The organism is Acidimicrobiia bacterium (assembly GCA_041676705.1).
Lineage (GTDB): Bacteria > Actinomycetota > Acidimicrobiia > Acidimicrobiales > SKKL01 > Actinomarinicola.
The window spans coordinates 115,956-134,420 of sequence record JBAYRL010000003.1; the positions used below are offsets into that span (position 1 = coordinate 115,956).

An 18,465-nucleotide genomic window follows, 5' to 3' on the forward strand; every position below is an offset into this window, starting at 1 on the left:
GAGCTGAAGCCAACACACGGCCACAAACTTGTAGCCTTGAACGCCGTGGCTCTACCCAAACTTTCGCCCACATTGGCCCGGTTCATGAACGCTATCGGCCGAATTCTTATCGGTGCCGGGGTGTTGGTTTTGTTGTTCGCCATTTTCCAACTCTGGGGAACTTCACTTCAGCACTCACAAGCTCAAGGGCGCTTGTCGAACGAGTTTGAAGATCGCCTAGCTGCCATCGCTGATTTGGAAAACGCTTTGGCATCAACCACAACTACCGCCGTCCCACCCGACGAGCCCGAACACGTTCTGCCGGGTAATGAGACCGACGCCCCCGACGATCCAAATTACGAATCGGACCAAAGCGAAGCTAATGGTCAGGGAGGCGGGCCGGGCCCGGAAAACGAATCGCCCGAGGTGACCGAAGAAATTGACCCTGCAATTTTGGAAGCGTTACGGCCGGTAGAAGGCGAACCTGTGGCCCGAATTGTAATTCCATCAATTGGAGTGGATGAGATTGTGGTGCACGGGGTAAGCGTGGCTGACCTGCGCAAAGGCCCCGGTCATTATCCTGATAGTCCGATGCCTGGACAGTCGGGTAATGCTGCCATTGCCGGACACCGCACCACCTATGGGCAACCATTCCACAATTTAGATTTACTCAGCCCTGGCGATTTAATAACGGTTTACACCCTTCAAGGTCAGTTCACCTATGAGGTAATGAGCCATCCAGGTGACACCGATCAGGCTGAGCTTGGCTATTTTATTGTGCCTGAAACTGGTGTCGAGGTCTTGGAAGATTCGGGCGATAACCGCCTCACCTTGACCGCGTGCCATCCGAAATTCTCATCACGGCAACGTATTGTCGTTACGGCGCTGTTGACCGATAACCCCGAACCAGCGTTACCGCCCACAACTACCGAAACCACGGAACCGACAGACACCCCCGCCACCGATATTCCCGAAGAACCACAAGCTGCAATGGACTTCGGTGAAGGTTTAGGCGGCGATTCAGATGCTCTGGTGCCCGCCCTGGCCTGGGGAGGCCTGTTTCTGATGGCCTTGGGCGCTGCTATTTACCTGGGTCGCCGTTGGAAACGCTGGGCCAGCTACCTTTTGGCCTCACCGGTGTTGGTAGTGCTTCTCTATTACTCTTTTATGTATCTCGACCAATACCTACCATCCTATTGATCAACGTGAGGCGAAATACCACCAACATCACCTGCTACGCGTTGGTATTTTTAGCCGTGACGTTGGTGATTTCAGGTTGTGGCGTTTTCCGGGGCAGAAGCTCAACCGGTTCGAATTCTGGTCCCAGCACCAACCACCATGACACCAGCGGTCAGAGTGGCCGAAGCAACGCTGCCGATCTCCGACGTTCTGCCGGGCGGGCCTTAGTCATCGCTCCTGATTTGGAACCACTCAACGCTCCACCCAGCACCGTGGCCTCAAACGATCAGGTGTCACCCAAAGAGTTACGTCCGCCCACCTGTATCAACCTTCCACCGCTTGAAGCTGACAATATTGAAGTGGACGCTACTCCGGTAATTGACTGCGACAAGCCGCACAGTGCCCAGATCTATTGGGCCGGAAGCCTTGATGACAACCTTGAAGCGACCTACCCGGGCTACAGCACAGTTCTTAGTGTTTCCGACCAAATCTGCCTAGATAGCTTTCAAGACTTTGTCGGAGTCCAGTACGTCGACTCCGACCTTGAAATCCTGCATCTGCGCCCCGATGAAGTGGCGTGGGAGCGCGGCAACCGAGTCTTAATTTGTTTGGTCCAACATCGGCACCAAGAATCGTTAACCGGTTCGGCGAAAGACAGCCGCTGGTAGACACCAAATGAGCGAAAAATGAGCCGCGCCGCCATAATTTCATTCCGCTTAAATTTGAACGACGGTGTTTCAATCGTTGCAGCCACTTGGCAACGGGCCTTAGAACAGCTTGGCTTCGAGGTTTCGACGATTGCTGGGGAGGGCCCGGTTGACCGTATTGTCGCTGGTCTGGCCATCGACGCACGCCAAGCAGCCTCGGTGAGCGAACTTGAAGGCGCACTTCGAGGCTTTGACTTGGTGATCGTTGAGAATGTTTTGACTATCCCCCTCAACCTAGAAGCTTCGCTCAACTTGGCTGAGGTCTTAGCTGGTCGTCGCGCCATTTTGCACCACCATGATCCTGCCTGGCAGCGCGCACATTTGGCACATCTAGACGTGCTGCCACCCGATGACCCTCACTGGCGCCATGTAGTAATTAACGACCTCACTAAAGCCGAGTTTGAAGCCCGCGGCTTACAAGCGACCCGTATTTACAATGGATTCGAACCTGATCCGCCCATTGGCAACCGCGACGCCACCAGAGAAAGCCTGGGGGTAAGTAGCGCCGAACGTCTCTTTGTGCATCCGGTTCGCGCCATCGAACGCAAAGACATTCCAACTGCCGTGGCCATCTGTGAAGAGCTAAACGCCACCTACTGGCTGATTGGTCCGGCCGAAGAAGGCTATGGCCCCACCCTGGCCAAAATATTAGCCAGTGCCCAATGTCGAGTGATTCACACTAGCGGCTACTCCCCGGCCGATTTTTATGCCGCCTGTGACGCGGTGCTCTTTCCTTCTACCTGGGAAGGCTTCGGCAATCCACCCATCGAAGCCGCCACGTATCTGAAACCAGCGCTGGTCGGACCGTATGCTGTGGCGGAAGAGTTGGAACAATTGGGCTTCAAATGGTTCCACCCTGATCAGGCCGATCGCCTGGATGCGTTTTTGAAATCTCCCAAGATCAATCTACTACATCACAATAGTGAAACAGTGCGGCAGTTCCTGTCGATTGAAACCATGACCAATGCCATTCATGAACTACTAATTGAGGCAGGATGGACACCATGAATCTGAATGATGGCGACCCAGTTCTGCAAAGGCGCGCACGACTAGCTGCCTTTGTAAAGTTTGGGCAGCGTTTTGGTGGCACCATGTTCTTAGTCTCCATCTTGGTTTTTGGATGGGGCGTAGCCACAGGCTGGACAACTCTTGTTACCAATTTGGTGATTTGGTCGCTACTTTTGGGTTCAGTGTTCTTAGCACCCGCCATCATCCTTGGGTATGCAGTGCGGGCCGCCGATGATGCCGATCGAGATGAAGGGCTTTTGCCTCCAAAAGAGTGAGACATTTGTCTCCTTTACGGTGTACGGTCGTGTACTTCAAGACCGCTAACAACTACCACCTAGAGGAGTCGAGCTAAATGGCTGAAAACAAAGGGAGCGCTAAAGCAGCTGTTCTAAACGCTGTTGATACACCCCTTCAGATTAGAGATGACATCACCGTTGCACCACCACAAGCAGGTGAGGTCCGGGTTGAGATGGTGGCTTCCGGGGTCTGCCATTCCGATATCTCAGTTCAAAATGGCACTATTCCTCTTATGGCACCGTTGGTGCTTGGCCACGAAGGCGCCGGTGTTATTACCGAAGTTGGCGAGGGTGTGACCGATCGTGCCGTCGGCGACCATGTGGTTTTGTCATGGGTACCTCAATGTGGCGAATGCTATTTCTGTCGCCGAGGCCAAGGTTTCCTGTGTGAAAAGAACGCCGCCGTCTCACTCGGTGGGCTGCTAGATGGTTCGAAACGCTTCTCAACCCCTGAAGGTGAACTGGGCCAAATGGCCTACTGCGGCACTTTCTCGAATGAGTCGGTGGTTCCAGCCATTTCAACGGTCAAAATCCCCAACGATGTGCCCCTAGAAGCAGCGGCACTAATTGGTTGTGGCGTACTCACAGGGGTTGGAGCCGCTTTGAACACCGCCAAGATTCAACCCGGCGATTCGGTAGCCGTGATTGGTTGTGGCGGCGTAGGCCTTAACGTTATTCAAGGTGCCCGAATTGCAGGTGCCACCAAAATTATCGCCGTTGACATGTTCGACTCGAAGCTTGAGATGGCAAAAGAATTTGGTGCCACTGACGTTGTGAACGCAGGTGAGGGTGACCCGGTTGCGGCTGTGCAGGCCCTCACCGAAGGTCGGGGTGTAGACACCTCGTTCGAAGTAATCGGCCTTGGCCCTACCATCGATCAAGCTATCAACATGGCCCGCACCGGTGGCGAAATCGTGCTTGTCGGTGTCCCTCGCCTGGAAGTCCAGCTCGACCTGAACGCCGCCTTTACCTTCTTGTACGCCGCGAAGACGATTAAGGGTTGCTGGTACGGGTCGGTGAATGTTGACGAGGACGTTCCCAAGATGATCGAGCTCTACCGCACCGGCGAGCTGAAGCTTGACGAACTAATTTCTCGCAAAATTTCTGTGGATGAAGTGAACGAAGCATTCCAAGCCATGAAAGACGGCGAGGTGGCCCGTTCAGTAATCATTCACTAGCAATCATGGTGGGCGTGGCGCAAGCAGTAATCTTGATGCCATGAGGCCAGCATGAGCCAAGCCGAATACGTACAGATTGCTATTAGCTCTTCGGCTAAGCCATCGCAGGTCTTGCGGAGTTTTCGAGACGACGCCCACCATTTTGCCCTCTTTGGCCAATGGCTTGGAACCGAAGCCATTATCGGGTCGGAACCACACCATGTTCACAGCGGCCAGCATGGAACAATCAGCCAAGCTGGCGCGTTCGACCTTCTTAATGAGCTTCCCGACAATCTCGGTGTCCCGCCAACTTCGTTAGAAACTACTGATTCTGTACCGGCTATCTTCGGTGGTTGGGTTGGTTATATCGCCTATCCCGGTTCCGTTGACGAAAAATCAAGTCACGAATCACGATCTGCTGCCAATCAGGGAAAAGTAGCGCCGTGGTGGTTCGGTTGGTACGACCACTTGTTGAGCTACAACACCACCACGGGGTGGCATTTTGAAGCCATCCGAACCGCTGAGCGCGCTGCTTTCATCGACGAGCGTTTAAGCGAGTTCACCCGCCGCTTGAATGCTGCAGATACTCGTTCTAAAGCTTGGCAGCTGAGCGGGTTTCAGGCAGTTCCAACACCAGCAGAACACCAAAAAAATGTTGAAGTCGCCCTGGGGCACATCGACGCTCACGAGCTGGATCATCTGAACTTGACCATGCAGTTTCAAGCGACGCTGACGGGCTCACTTCACGATGCTTTCGCCGCTGCCGTAGACACCCTGGCCCCACCTTATGCAGCATTCCTAACGCCCAACGCGCACCACAATATTGCTAGTCTCTCACCCGAACTGTTCCTCTCGCGCAACGGCAATTTTGTGAGCACGAGACCTATTAAGGGCACCCGTCCACGTATTGGCGACCCGGTGGCCGATGTTGCTTCCGCCGAAGAGCTCTTGGCCTCGACCAAGGAGCGCGACGAGAACCGGCTGGTAGTCGATTTGGCTATCGAAGAGCTCTCAACAATATGCGAGCCAGGGACAGTTGAGGTAACGAAACTGTACGATCTAGAGCCACATCCGGGTGTATGGCATCTGGTTTCCGAGATCACCGGTCGGTTACCGGAAAAAATAGGCAATGGCCAACTACTTAAAAATTGCTTTCCGGCCGCTTCCATCACCGGCAGTCCCAAAGACGCAGCCCTCGAATTAATCGAGACGCTAGAAGCAGCCCCGCGGGGCGTTTACACCGGCACCATTGGCATGGCAAGCGTGCAAGGCAACTCAGATTGGAACGTGGCGATTCGCACCTTTGAAGCGCATTCAGATCAAATTTCTCTGGGTGTAGGTGGCGGACTTACCGCCGCATCTGACCCGGCCGCTGAAACCATAGAATGTCGGCTCAAAGCAGAGCCACTTATTCGAGCGATTGGCGGCCAGCTCGCAACCCAGGCCTGGCCACAAGCCGATTAGTTAGAAAGCCGCCTTTATCGACGTCGCATTCCGCTTCGCGGCGCGGCCTAAGCCACAATCGAATCATGGATTTTGTTGAAATGATGTCGCTCGAGAAACACGGCACCGACACCTACGTGGGTACCGGGCCTTCTTACCCTTGGGGCGGGCTCTTTGGTGGACAGATTGTGGCACAAGCACTTCGAGCTGCCGGTCACACTGTTGAGGAAAGGTTTCATCCTCACTCGCTGCACGCCTATTACATCCGCCGCGGCGACTCGAGCGAGCCCATTCGATATGAAGTCGACCGACTGCGTAACGGCCGTTCCTTTGTAACCCGCCAGGTAGTAGCACGACAATCAACCGGTGCCATCTTGACCATGATCGCTTCCTTCCAAGTGGAGGAAGAGTCACCCGAAATTCAACTTCTCACCATTCCTACCGCCCCACCGCCCGAAGAGCTTAGCGACGACTCGTGGAGCTCAGCCTTTGAACGCCGCACAGTGACCGACCATGAAGACGTAACCCGCTCTCGAGCGTGGATTCGTATGAACAGCGACCTGGGTGATGACCCCATGTTGCATGCCTGCGGATTGGCCTATTCATCTGATGACCTGCCCGCCGAACCAGTCTCTCGGATGTATCCCAAAGCCAACCCGACTGATCAACTAAGTGGCGTAAGCCTTGACCATGCCGTCTGGTTCCACCGGCCATTTCGGGCCGACCAATGGCGTCTAGAAGACATCCACGCCGTCGAGCTTGGTAATGGCCGAGGGCTATCGAGAGGTTACATTTTTGGTCAAGACGGAACCCACATCTCCTCGCTTTCCCAAGAAGTGTTGGTTCGAAAACGCCGCTCTTAACCTCGGCGAATAGTGGTGCCAGCCGCTGAATCGTCCAGGACCCAACCCCGGGCACTAATCGCATCACGAAGTTCATCAGCCCGAGCGAAATCACGTGAAGCTCGGGCCTCTTCTCGCTCGGTGGCCATGGCCACGATGTCATCAGGTACTTCTTCAGGGGCGTCTGAGAGTTCCATTCCCACCGCTTCACAAATAGCCACCACCGCTGCTACGAGTGGCGCTGCCGTGGTGAAGTCTTCACTGTCTAGGGCCTGGTTAGCACGACGGACTAGCTGAAACAGAAGCGTCATTGCCCCGGGAGTGTTGAGATCTTCATCCATGGTGGCTCGAAATGCGGCCATGGCCTCATCATCAGCCTCTGCACGAGGCATGTCTTTCACCCGGCGGGCCAAAGAATCGAGACGGGCAACACCTTGTCGAGCCTGACCAATGGTGGTCTTGGTGACTTCCATTGGCGAACGGTAATGCGATTGCAAAACCAACAGGCGATAGGCTCGAGGATCGCTAGAGCGCACCAGGTCGATGAGGTTGGTGAAATTGCCAAGAGATTTCGACATCTTCTCGCCTTCCACCTCGACAAAGCCGTTGTGCATCCACAACCGCGCAAAAGGTCGGCCTAAAGCTACCGCTTGAGCGCGTTCATTTTCGTGGTGAGGAAACGCCAAATCTATGCCACCACCGTGAATGTCGAAGTCGTCGCCCAAAATTCCAAGCGACATAACTACGCATTCGGTGTGCCAACCAGGTCGACCATCACCCCAGGGAGAAGGCCAGGCTGGCTCGCCAGCTTTAGCTTTCTTCCACAACACGAAATCAATGGGGGTGCGCTTTTCGTCATTGGGTTCAATTCGAGCACCCGCTTTCAAACTATCGATACTTTGTCGGGCCAAGAGCCCGTACCCTGGCACTTGCCCGACATCTAGGTACACGCCGTCGCTGGTTTCATAGGCCGCGCCGCGCTCGACCAGCTCACTGACCAAGGTCACCATCTCGGCTACCCACGCTGTGGCGTGTGGATCTTGGTGTGGGCGCGCCACCCCAATGGCATCGACACCTTCCCACCACAGCTCTTCGTTCTCGGCAGCCACGGCTGTGGTGTCTTTACCCTCGGCCAAAGCCTTGTTGATTATCTGGTCGTCAATATCGGTGATGTTGGAAACGTGATGTACCTCATACCCGCACCAGGTGAGATAGCGCCGTAGTACATCGAAAACGAGTGTCATCCGGCCGTGCCCAACATGGGGCGGGCCGTAAACCGTAGGGCCGCACACATACATCGAAACCTTGTTTGGTTCACGGGTTTCTAGGGGTACAACTTCCCCTTTGGCGGTATCAAAGAGACGTATCACAACAACTAAGCTAACCGAGAGCATCTGACCTAGCCGCAGGCGGCTTGTAGCTTTATAGGTGTGAGCTCCTCGATCAACCGCCAAGCACCCGCAAAACCTACTCTGGACGGCCTTGAAGAACGCTGGGACCAAGAGTGGGAACGGGCCCACACTTATCGTTTCAATCGCGACGTTAAACGCGCCGATGTGTTCTCTATCGATACCCCGCCACCTACCGTTAGTGGATCGCTGCACATGGGCTCGGTGTTTGGATATGTACAAACCGACACCGTGGCCCGCTACCAACGGATGCGAGGTGCCGAGGTCTTCTATCCAATGGGTTGGGATGACAACGGCCTACCCACCGAGCGACGGGTGCAGAATTATTTCGGTGTTCGCTGCGATCCCTCACTGCCCTACGACCCGAACTTCCTCCCACCTGCAGAACCGGCCAAGAACCCGCGCGATCATATTGCTATTTCTCGACCTAACTTCGTTGAGCTGTGTTTGGCTCTGACTGAAGAAGACGAGCAGGTTTTCGAAGACGTCTGGCGCAAAGTTGGCCTAAGCGTTGACTGGTCGCTGACCTATGCCACTATCGGTGAACGTGCTCAACGTGCTGCACAACAAGCTTTCCTTGCCAACTTGGCCCGAGGTGAAGCTTACGCTTCGTTGGCACCATCACTTTGGGATGTAACTTTCCATACCGCGGTCGCCCAGGCCGAGTTGGAAGATCGCGAGCGTCCGGGGGCGTATCACAAACTGGCGTTCCACAAAGCTGACGGCAGCGACGTGGTCATTGAAACCACCCGGCCCGAACTGTTGGCTGCCTGTGTGGCTCTGGTTGCTCATCCTGATGATGAACGCTACCAACCACTTTTTGGCCAAACGGTTAGAACCCCATTATTTGGGGTAGAAGTTCCAGTTATGGCGCACCCCTTGGCTGAAATTGAAAAAGGTTCGGGTATCGCCATGGTTTGTACCTTTGGCGACATGACCGACGTCACCTGGTGGCGCGAACTTCAACTTGAGGTTCGACCCATGCTCGGCGAAGACGGGCGGGTTCTAGCAAGCCCACCACCAGGTATTGAAGGCGAGTCCGCTGACATCTACGCTCAGCTAGCCGGTCTGACCGTGTTCTCCGCCCAAGCCAAAATGGTTGAGTTGCTGCGCCAATCGGGTGAACTCATTGGTGAACCCGAAGCCATAACCCACGCTGTAAAATTTTTTGAAAAGGGCGACAAACCGCTAGAGATCATCACCACTCGTCAGTGGTATATTCGCAACGGTGGTCGTGACGCCAGCATGCGTCAAGCGATGCTGGAACGCGGCAATGAATTAGTTTGGCACCCCGCGTTCATGCAGGGCCGGTACGACTCTTGGGTGAATGGGTTGCAGGGTGACTGGCTTATTTCACGGCAGCGTTTTTTCGGTGTACCGATTCCGCTTTGGTACCAGATCGACGCTCGGGGCGAGATCAACTACGACGCCGTGTTGACGCCCGACCTAGACACCCTGCCCATTGACCCTTCCACCGACGTTCCGCGTGGTTACAGCGAAGACCAACGCAACCAACCTGGCGGTTTCATTGGTGAGCCCGACATTATGGACACCTGGGCCACCTCATCGCTCACCCCACAAATAGCTTGTGGCTGGATCGACGATCCCGACCTATTTGAACGTACATTCCCGATGGATGTGCGACCACAAGGTCCCGAGATCATCAGAACCTGGCTTTTTTCAACGGCCGTACGCTCACACCTTGAGCATGATGTCATGCCGTGGAAACATGCCATGATCAACGGCTGGATTTTGGATCCTGACCGCAAAAAAATGTCGAAGTCGAAAGGCAACGTCGTTACGCCTAATGACGTATTAGACCGACATGGCTCTGACGCAGTGCGTTATTGGGCCGCTAGCGCTCGTAGTGGTGTAGACACGGCACTCGACGAAGGCCAGATGAAGGTCGGTCGACGTTTAGCGGTGAAACTGCTGAATGCTTCTAAATTCGCGCTGGGTCTAGGTGGCGACTCGTCACTCGACGCTTCATTGGTCACCGAGCCCATCGATCGAGCCATGTTGGCGCAGTTGGCTCAACTGGTGGAGGAAACAACCGAAGCCTTCGATCGTTTCGATTATGCCCGAGCACTAGAACGAACCGAGTCCTTTTTTTGGACTTTCTGCGATGACTATCTAGAGCTAGTTAAAGGTCGCGCCTATGGTGCCTTCGGTGCCGATCGGGCTGCTTCAGCTCAGGTAGCACTTGAACTGGCGCTTTCCACGCTCCTTCGGCTGTTTGCCCCGTTTTTGCCGTTCGTTACTGAGGAAGTTTGGTCTTGGTGGCAGCCCGGCTCAATTCATCGTGCACCGTGGCCTTTAGTGAGCGAATTCGACAATGCGCCACTCGCTAATGCGGCTTTAGTAGAAGCCGCCACCTCAGCACTTAGCGAGGTACGCAAAGCCAAAACTAACGCTAAACGGTCGCTTCGAACCGAAGTCTCATTGGCCCAAATCAGTGGCGAGCCAAGTCTCATCGAATCTCTCAAATTGGCCTTGGATGATCTCGGCGGTGCCGGGGTAATCAATGAAATTGAACTTAAAGCCAACCCGAACGCGCCTAGCGGGCTGGAAGGCCTTAATGTGATATGTGAACTAGTTCCTGACGAAAGCGAGTAGCCATTCTATGACCAGCGAAGGGTACCACGAGCCAGTCGAGCTCCTCTCGGAACGCACCATGGACCATCATCGAGCCATAGTCTCGTTGATGGAGGAGCTAGAGGCCGTTGATTGGTACGACCAGCGGGTCGAAGCCACCAACGATCCAGAGTTGGCCGCAATATTGGCCCACAACCGAGACGAAGAAAAAGAACACGCCGCCATGACACTTGAGTGGCTGCGTCGTCGTGACCCCGTCCTCGATGATGAGCTCCGTACTTATCTATTTACCGACGGCGATATTTTGGAAGCTGAAGCTGAAGCCATGGGAAGAAACGGTGACGGCACAAGCCCCGATGCTCCATCGGCACCACGGGGCCTCAACGGATCACTTGGAATTGGAAGCCTCAAGGGAGAAGAACTGTAAATGAACCATCTATTCCGGGAACTGGCTCCCATTGCTGATGCTGGTTGGGACGCAATTTCTGATGAGGCCACTATGGTGCTTCGTCAATTTCTGGCTGGTCGCAAAATCGTTGATTTTGTAGGACCAAAGGGCTGGGATCATCACGCTGAGATTACCGGTGAGGTCTCCGAACTAAATGGTGAGGGCTTGCCAGGGGTCACTACCTCGCTCCGAAAAGTGCAGCCGTTGGTGGAACTTCGGGTGCCCTTCACTCTGTCTCGTCGCGAGATTGAGAACATTGATCGTGGGTCAGAAACCGCTGATTTAAGCCCGATCACTGAAGCGGCGCGGCTACTAGCTACTGCCGAAGACAACGCCATTTTCACTGGATACCCGGCGGCGGGCATTAGTGGCATCGCCGAGGCTTCACCCCACGCGCCCCTCGACATTGGCGACGACTACGAAGAATATCCTTCTCTCGTTGCACGAGCAGTTGCCAAGTTGCGAACCGAAGGTGTCGCTGGACCTTACGCCATTGCTTTGGGGCCTCACTGCTACCAAGGCGTAGTTGAAACAACCCAGCGTGGTGGCTACCCCGTTTTTGAACACCTGCGGAAGATCTTGGAAGGACCCATCGTGTGGGCACCTTCGGTGAGCGGTGCTGTTATTGTCAGCCAACGAGGTGGCGACTACGAGCTAGTCGTCGGCCAAGATATTTCCATTGGCTACGATTCACACGATTCGCAGAGCGTTTCACTGTACCTCGAAGAAAGCATGACCTTTAGGAACCTGGCTCCAGAGGCGGGCATTGCTTTAATTCACTAAACGCGTAATCCTGACTTCGCGAACGGCCACGCCGTCCATGACCGCCACCTCGAAGGTGGCGGTCGGTGTTTTTACCACATCACCTTCATAGGGAACACGCCCTAGCTGAGCGATCAGGAAACCAGCCAAGGTGTCCCAGTCACCCTTGGGAATACGGCAACCTAGTCGGTTCTCAACTTCTTCCGGCCGTAGTGACCCTGGCGCTACGGCACTGCCGTCTCGAGCCCATCTAATCCGACGGCTAGCACGATCCGACTCATCTTCGAAATCGCCGATTAGCTCTTCAAGCACGTCTTCCATGGTGATTAGCCCAATAACAATGCCGTGTTCATCAACCGCTAAGGCCAGGTGGCGTCGTTCTAGACGCATCCTTAGAAAAAGCTCTTCAATCGAAAGCCAGTTGGGTGTCAACAACACGGGACCGGCCAACTCGCCGGCGGTGGTCTGCCTAGTGCCTTCATGGGTTAACACATCACGAACGTGTACCACGCCCAAGGGATGGTCGAGATCACCGTTATAAACCACAATTCTTGAACGCCCTGTGCGAACCGATTCACGCTCAAGCTCAGGAATGGTCCTCGTAGCTTCCACCGCCACAATGGCTGGCCGGGGTGTCATCACAGCTTCGGCGGTCAGACCAGAAACCTCGAGACTACGTGATAACAAGGTGTGTTCTTCGAGCTCAATAGCACCCTCGCCGACAGCCTCGTCTAACAACATGATGAGGTCGCTAGAGGAGTGTGCTAATGCCATCTCGTCTTGAGGTTCCACCCCCATGGCTCTGACCACCGTATTGGCACTGGCATTCAGCACATAAATGAGCGGACGTAACAGACGTGCGAAATACCGAAAAGGTCGCGCTAGGACCAACGCCGTGGATTCGGGGTGTGACAGCGCCCAAGACTTGGGGGCCATTTCGCCCACCACCATGTGCACAAGTACCACAAAGCCCAATGCCAAGCCGAACGCCAAAACTTCACTCAGATGACTCGGAATCTGAACCGACCCAAAAGCGGCACGTAAAAGTCCACCGATGGCAGGTTCGGCAATTATGCCCAGCCCCAACGAACACATGGTTATGCCTAGCTGGGCACCAGCCAACATCAACGAAAGCTCACGTAAACCGGCCAAAGCGTGCTTGGCCCGAGGATTACCTTCTGCTGCCAGTTGCTCTACCCGTGATCGGCGGGCGGAAAGAAGCGAGATTTCAGCCGCTACGAAAAAACCATTGGCAGCCAGCAGAACACCACTTGCAACTAGGGCCAAAGCGATGTTCATGACTCACCATCGCCAATGTCGTCGGCATCGGCATCTGTTCGATATAGCTCAACAGTGAGTACCCGCCGCTCTTGCATCTCCACCACACTCAAGCGCAAACCGGGAATATCAACACTGTCGCCTTCTTCTGGGATTCGGCCCAAAGCATGAATCAGATAGCCCGCTACGGTGTCATAAGGGCCAGGCTCAAGCACCACATCGGTGGCCCGCTCAACCTCATGCAACCGCATATCCCCAGGTAGGCGCCAATGATGAGGCCCAATGCTGTAGGCCTGTGGCGACGGAGTGATATCGAATTCATCTTCGATTTCACCAACGAGTTCTTCCAAAATGTCTTCGATGGTCAAGATTCCAGCAGTGCCACCATGCTCGTCAACGACAATCGCCATGGCACTGGTCGAACGGCGCAGCTCGCGCAGCACCTGAGGCAAATCAGCACTTTCAGGCACCGCCACAGCTGGACGAGCCAAGTCTATGAGTCGAACATCAAACCTTCGTTCAATATCAACCGCCAAGAGGTCTTTCCCATGGACCAAACCCACCACCTCATCGGCCTCATCAACGACCGGGAATCGCATAAGTCGCGTAGTGGCTAAAAGATGTTGCAGGTCGCGTCCTACGCCTTGGGCGCTGACCGTGATCACCTGATTCCACGGCACCATCACCTCGCGTGCATCCAGGCTTGGAAATTCAATGGCCCGTTTGAAACGTTCCGCTTCTTCAGGGGTCAACGATCCCGCTTGCGACGAAGCATCCACGATCAAAGGCAGCTCATCAGTAGCCACGGCATTCTTCAAAGTTGCAACCGGTTCAATTCCCACCATTCGCAACAGCCGATTTGCTGAGTTGTCGAAAAAACGAATTACCGGTGCTGCAATACGTTGATATAGCCACAAGCTGCGAGCCAGTGCGAGCGCCACCGGCTCAGGTTTAGCAATAGCCAAGTTTTTCGGGGCCAATTCACCAAAGACCATCTGGGCCACAGTGACCAGAACGAAACCCACCGCTAACGCCACGGCAGGTTGAAGCGACACCGAGACACCAAGTGCTCCCACCACCGGCTGTAAGGCTTTGCCTAAGGTGGGCTCGGCAATGAACCCCAGCACCAACGACGACACGGTGATCCCAAGTTGTGCTCCTGAGAGCATGAAAGAAAGTTCGCCTAAAACATCTAGAGCTCGTAAGGCTCGGGTGTCGCCTAGCTCGCCCGCATCGACTAAACGTCCCTTCCAGGCTGCTACGTAGCTAAACTCGGCTGCTACGAAATACGCGTTAACGGCGATCAGTGCGATGACCGCAGCTACGCCTAGGCCCGTTAACAATATTTGCTCCCGGTCCGCCTACAGTTTGGTTTTCGATGCTTCACAGTGCTTGTAATCATAAACGACTCTGGCCGCTCGACTCGGCATAGGCGTCTAGGTTCGGTAGCCTCGCGGCGATGGATACTTCGTCCCCTTCACCACCCCACGGCACGTCGGGGCGAAACGGCGGCGTAGCAGAACAGAACGGAACCAAGAAGTCTGGACTCTTTAGCCGCACTCTCTTAATCCTTCTAGCTGGCTTTTCACTCCACATTTTTGCCCCCAGCTTGGTGGAGGTTTATTCGTCTTGGGACACGGTGGTGCGAATTCAACCGTTGTGGTTGATCGCAATTGTAGGGTTCCAAGCAGTCAGCTTTTTTTGCGTGTGGGCCCTGCAACATTTGGCGCTACACCGGCCCGAGTGGTTTCCAGTAATCACCTCGCAGCTGGCCGGTAACGCTTTTAGCCGAGTTGTACCCGGCGGTGCGGCCGCTGGTGTTGCACTTCAAATGCGAATGCTTACCCGTGCTGGCGTGAACGCCACGGCGGCGGCTTCTTCGCTGACTGCGGTCTCACTGCTCACAACCGGCACCGTTTTAGCGTTACCAGTACTGGCTTTTCCTGCCATGTTGGCTGGCACCCCGGTACGTGGACCCCTATTAACCGCCGTCTGGTTGGGCCTAGGCGTGTTCGTATTGCTGGCACTGTTTGGAACCTGGATATTGGTTTCTGACGCCCCGCTAAGCGCCATCGGGAACGTTGTTCAAGGGCTACAAAAACGCTTTCGGCGGCGTAATCCGCCTCCAGGAGACTTGCCCGAGCGTCTGCTGCTAGAGCGGGTGAACATTAAACGAACTTTGGGGAGCCACAAACGTGACGCCATTTTGGCGACCGTTGGTCGTTCTTTGTTCGACTATTTGTCGCTCTTAGCGGCCTTGGCCGCCGTTGGTGCACGACCGAACCCCTCGCTGGTGTTACTAGCATTCGTGACGGCTTCAGTTTTAGGCATGATACCAATCACCCCAGGGGGCCTTGGTTTCGTTGAGGCCGGGTTAACAGCCACGCTCTCGTTAGCTGGCATTGGCGCCGCCGAAGCCTTGTTGGCCACTGGCGCCTACCGGCTATCAGCGTTTTGGTTGCCTTTACCCGCTGGTCTAGGTGCCTGGATCGCTTTCCGGGTGCGCTATGGCAAACCAGAAAATGGTGTTTCGCACAGCTAGGGCTGCCGGGCTAACCCACGAAAGCATCATGGCACCGTAGCTTGGCGGGCTTAGTACAAGTGTGCCTTACGACATAGACTACCAATACAGTTTTTATCGAAGAGGATCTTGTGTAAATGTCGCTTACTTGGGAACAAGCAGGAGAGGCCATTTTTGGCCCTGGGGGGCCGTTCGCCCTTGCTGAAGAAGATGTGTTGGGCGTGCCGAGCAAGGTATTTTCTACCGCACCACCATCGATGAAAGTGCTTTTCGATACCGGTCGCACCCGAGGTGATGTCGACTTCATTATTTATGAAGACGAAACTTACACCTTCCCTCAGGTCATGGCACAGATAGATGCTGTGGCCAACATGCTGGTTAACCAATACGGGATCAAAAAAGGTGACCGTGTCGCCATTTCCATGCGGAATTACCCCGAGTGGATCACCGCCTATGCGGCCACCCTGTCAATAGGTGCCATCGCAGTTCTCATTAACGCCTGGTGGACTGAGGACGAACACCGCTATGGGCTCGAACACTCGGGCGCTTCAGTTCTATTTGCCGATCGGGAACGAGTAGAACGGGTCACTCCGTTGTTGAGTGACCTACCCGACTTAAAAGTCATTGCCGTGCGGGTCGATGGACCAGTGCCAGAAGGAGTCGACCACTTCAATGACGTTTTGCCTGTAGGTGCAGAAATGCCCCAGGTTGAGATTCATCCCGATGATGACGCCACTATCTTGTACACCTCAGGGACTACAGGCGCACCAAAGGGTGCAGTATCAACTCATCGGGCGATAGTCTCGGCCCTGCTAGCTTTTGCCTCACGCGGCGCCATGAATCAGGCCATGGGGATCACCGATGCTAAGGCCAACACCGACGATGCTCCTGAGTATCGTTCCTGCTCAATCCTCACTGTTCCGCTATTTCACGTGACCGGTTGTGTGCCAGTCATGCTGGGTTCATTCATCTCTGCCAGCAAACTGGTCATTATGTACAAGTGGGATCCTGAACGTGCTTTGCAGCTGATCGAACGCGAGCGAGTCACCCAATTTGTAGGGGTTCCTACCATGTCATGGGATCTTCTCGAATCACCCAACTTCGATAAGTACGACACTTCTAGCCTGAAGTCAGTCGGTGGCGGCGGCGCGCCAGCACCACCCGAGTTGGTGAAACGGATTGAAGGGAACTTCTCGAAAGGACGTCCTTCAATCGGCTATGGCATGACCGAAACCAACGCTTATGGCCCCGGCAACTCGGGTGATGACTACCTGCGCCACCCAACCAGCACCGGTCGTGTGGTACCCGCCATTGAAATGCGAGTAACCGACCCGGCTGGCAATGTGCTTGGCCCCAATGAAATTGGTGAGGTTTGGTTCAAGGGTCCGCATCTCATCCGTGGCTATTGGAACGACCCCGAGGCCACTGCTGAGACCATTGTGGATGGCTGGCTACGAACAGGCGACATTGGCCGCATCGATGAGGAAGGTTTTGTATTCCTCGTAGATCGCGCCAAAGACATGGTGCTTCGAGGCGGGGAAAATATCTTCTCGGCTGAGGTCGAAGCGGCAATTTATGAGCACCCCGACGTCTATGAGGCTGCCGTCTTTGGTATTCCTAATGAACGCTTGGGTGAAGAAGTAGCTGCCGCGGTCATGCTACGTGAGGGCCGCAGCTTGACTGCTGAAGAACTTCAAACATTTGTTGGTGAACGTTTGGCATCCTTCAAGGTACCAACCACCATCGAGTTCCATACCGAAGCGCTACCGCGTAACGCCGCTGGCAAGATTTTGAAGCGTGAGCTTCGCGATGCCATGAGTGGCGCTAACGCCTAAGCCGTTTCAACAAAAATAACATGACATGCTGGTATCTGGTCTTAAGCTGGGTACCAGCGAAAATGGGGGGAACCATGAGTAAAACCGGCACTATGGAAGGCAAAGTTGCTCTTGTCACGGGCGCTAGCCGCGGCATCGGCGAGGCCATCGCCGAACGTTTCGCCGCCGAAGGTGCGGCGGTAGCGGTTTCGGCACGCACCGTCGAAGAAGGCGACCATCCGCTACCCGGAAGTATCAACGCCACAGTCGCCAAGATACGCGACGCTGGTGGCAACGCCGTTGCCATTGCGGCCGATCTTTCAAGGGCCGAAGATCGAGCTCGTCTGGTTGCAGAAGCCGAACGGGAATTTGGGCCCGTAGATATTTTGGTTAATAACGCGGCCATCACGTATTTCGAACCGGTCGAGACGTTTTCTGAGAACCATTGGCGCTTAATGTTTGAAGTGCAAGTGCGGGCACCATTCGAGCTGGCTCAAGCGGTGCTCGGTGGTATGAAAGAACGCCAAAGCGGCTGGATTTTGAACATCTCATCGGGCGCTGGCCGTCACCCAGTAGGGCCTCCCTACCAGAACCCGGGCGGTAGTACCGTATACGGCATGTGCAAAGCAGCCTTGGAGCGCTTCACCACCGGACTAGCCTCCGAGGTTCACAGCCATAACATTGCTGTGAACGTACTCTCACCTTCAGGCCTAGTTCTCACTCCTGGGGTCATTCACCACAAGCTGCACGAACGCACATCAGCCAGCAATCACGAACCGGTCTCGTATATGGCCGAGGCCGCACATGCCCTTTGCACGGGCGATCCAGCCACCCTTACCGGCAAAGTCACCTACGCTCAGCCCATTATGGAAGAACTAGGCATACCGTTCCCAGCCAATTAAGCGGTGACTAGCGTTTCAAATTGACCAATCACAGCCAACCCTGGCGTGCTTGACGCTCAGGTGCTGGTCTGAATGATATCCACCGCAAAAATAGCAATGGGGCTGGCACTTGTGTACAGGTGCCA

Annotated in this window: 16 protein-coding genes; 13 read left to right on the forward strand and 3 right to left on the reverse strand. The window is 54.8% G+C overall.

Annotation, left to right across the window (positions count from 1 at the left end; genetic code table 11):
* The first annotated feature begins 45 nt into the window (after positions 1-45).
* The 7 genes from WC184_06610 (at position 46) to WC184_06640 (ending at position 6,632) form a co-directional block, all read left to right on the forward strand.
* Positions 46-1,179 carry a sortase gene (locus tag WC184_06610; GenBank protein ID MFA7477550.1) on the forward strand — a complete coding sequence of 378 codons (1,134 nt, stop codon included), beginning with the start codon at positions 46-48 and terminating at the stop codon, positions 1,177-1,179.
* A gap of 5 nt (positions 1,180-1,184) precedes the next feature.
* Positions 1,185-1,826 carry a septum formation family protein gene (locus WC184_06615; protein ID MFA7477551.1) on the forward strand — a complete coding sequence of 214 codons (642 nt, stop codon included), beginning with the start codon at positions 1,185-1,187 and terminating at the stop codon, positions 1,824-1,826.
* 18 nt (positions 1,827-1,844) lie between these two features.
* On the forward strand, positions 1,845-2,873 hold the full coding sequence (locus WC184_06620; protein MFA7477552.1) for a glycosyltransferase: 1,029 nt from the start codon (positions 1,845-1,847) through the stop codon (positions 2,871-2,873).
* Complete coding sequence (locus WC184_06625; protein MFA7477553.1) at positions 2,870-3,148, forward strand: hypothetical protein; 279 nt, start codon at positions 2,870-2,872, stop codon at positions 3,146-3,148. Before WC184_06620 ends, WC184_06625 begins: the two co-directional genes overlap by 4 nt.
* Before the next feature lie 77 nt (positions 3,149-3,225).
* Positions 3,226-4,347 (forward strand): Zn-dependent alcohol dehydrogenase, encoded by a 1,122-nt coding sequence (locus tag WC184_06630; GenBank protein MFA7477554.1) that lies wholly within the window; start codon positions 3,226-3,228, stop codon positions 4,345-4,347.
* 51 nt (positions 4,348-4,398) lie between these two features.
* Entirely contained in the window at positions 4,399-5,790 is a 1,392-nt protein-coding gene (locus WC184_06635) for an anthranilate synthase component I family protein (GenBank protein ID MFA7477555.1), read from the forward strand.
* A gap of 65 nt (positions 5,791-5,855) precedes the next feature.
* Positions 5,856-6,632 (forward strand): acyl-CoA thioesterase domain-containing protein, encoded by a 777-nt coding sequence (locus WC184_06640; GenBank protein ID MFA7477556.1) that lies wholly within the window; start codon positions 5,856-5,858, stop codon positions 6,630-6,632.
* On the opposite strand, the gene cysS is transcribed toward WC184_06640, so the two are convergent.
* Positions 6,629-7,981, reverse strand: coding sequence for a cysteine--tRNA ligase (gene cysS / locus WC184_06645; GenBank protein MFA7477557.1), 1,353 nt, complete (start codon positions 7,979-7,981; stop codon positions 6,629-6,631). The two genes, WC184_06640 and cysS, sit on opposite strands and share 4 nt — an antisense overlap.
* Before the next feature lie 60 nt (positions 7,982-8,041).
* Here cysS and valS point away from each other — a divergent pair, with 60 nt between their 5' ends.
* Genes valS through WC184_06660 form a run of 3 tightly spaced genes read left to right on the forward strand, consistent with a single transcriptional unit; the run spans position 8,042 to position 11,846 of the window.
* The gene (gene valS / locus WC184_06650) at positions 8,042-10,636 is read left to right on the forward strand and encodes a valine--tRNA ligase (protein ID MFA7477558.1); all 2,595 of its coding nucleotides are present in this window, start codon (positions 8,042-8,044) and stop codon (positions 10,634-10,636) included.
* A 7-nt stretch (positions 10,637-10,643) separates the two neighbouring features.
* Positions 10,644-11,042: a ferritin-like domain-containing protein gene (locus WC184_06655; GenBank protein ID MFA7477559.1), complete on the forward strand. Its 399-nt coding sequence runs from the start codon at positions 10,644-10,646 to the stop codon at positions 11,040-11,042.
* The gene (locus WC184_06660) at positions 11,043-11,846 is read left to right on the forward strand and encodes a family 1 encapsulin nanocompartment shell protein (GenBank protein ID MFA7477560.1); all 804 of its coding nucleotides are present in this window, start codon (positions 11,043-11,045) and stop codon (positions 11,844-11,846) included.
* Here the strand turns inward: WC184_06660 and WC184_06665 are convergent.
* Both WC184_06665 and WC184_06670 read right to left on the reverse strand, forming a co-directional pair.
* Positions 11,835-13,124 carry a hemolysin family protein gene (locus WC184_06665; GenBank protein MFA7477561.1) on the reverse strand — a complete coding sequence of 430 codons (1,290 nt, stop codon included), beginning with the start codon at positions 13,122-13,124 and terminating at the stop codon, positions 11,835-11,837. The two genes, WC184_06660 and WC184_06665, sit on opposite strands and share 12 nt — an antisense overlap.
* Positions 13,121-14,446, reverse strand: coding sequence for a hemolysin family protein (locus WC184_06670; GenBank protein ID MFA7477562.1), 1,326 nt, complete (start codon positions 14,444-14,446; stop codon positions 13,121-13,123). The genes WC184_06665 and WC184_06670 overlap by 4 nt, the downstream gene beginning before the upstream one ends.
* A 116-nt stretch (positions 14,447-14,562) precedes the next feature.
* Here WC184_06670 and WC184_06675 point away from each other — a divergent pair, with 116 nt between their 5' ends.
* The 3 genes from WC184_06675 to WC184_06685 all read left to right on the forward strand — a co-directional run bounded on the left by WC184_06675 (position 14,563) and on the right by WC184_06685 (position 18,340).
* The gene (locus WC184_06675; protein ID MFA7477563.1) at positions 14,563-15,645 is read left to right on the forward strand and encodes a lysylphosphatidylglycerol synthase transmembrane domain-containing protein; all 1,083 of its coding nucleotides are present in this window, start codon (positions 14,563-14,565) and stop codon (positions 15,643-15,645) included.
* Positions 15,646-15,761: 116 nt separating this feature from the next.
* Positions 15,762-17,459 (forward strand): class I adenylate-forming enzyme family protein, encoded by a 1,698-nt coding sequence (locus WC184_06680; GenBank protein ID MFA7477564.1) that lies wholly within the window; start codon positions 15,762-15,764, stop codon positions 17,457-17,459.
* A gap of 74 nt (positions 17,460-17,533) precedes the next feature.
* Positions 17,534-18,340 carry an SDR family NAD(P)-dependent oxidoreductase gene (locus WC184_06685; protein MFA7477565.1) on the forward strand — a complete coding sequence of 269 codons (807 nt, stop codon included), beginning with the start codon at positions 17,534-17,536 and terminating at the stop codon, positions 18,338-18,340.
* Positions 18,341-18,465: the final 125 nt, after the last annotated feature.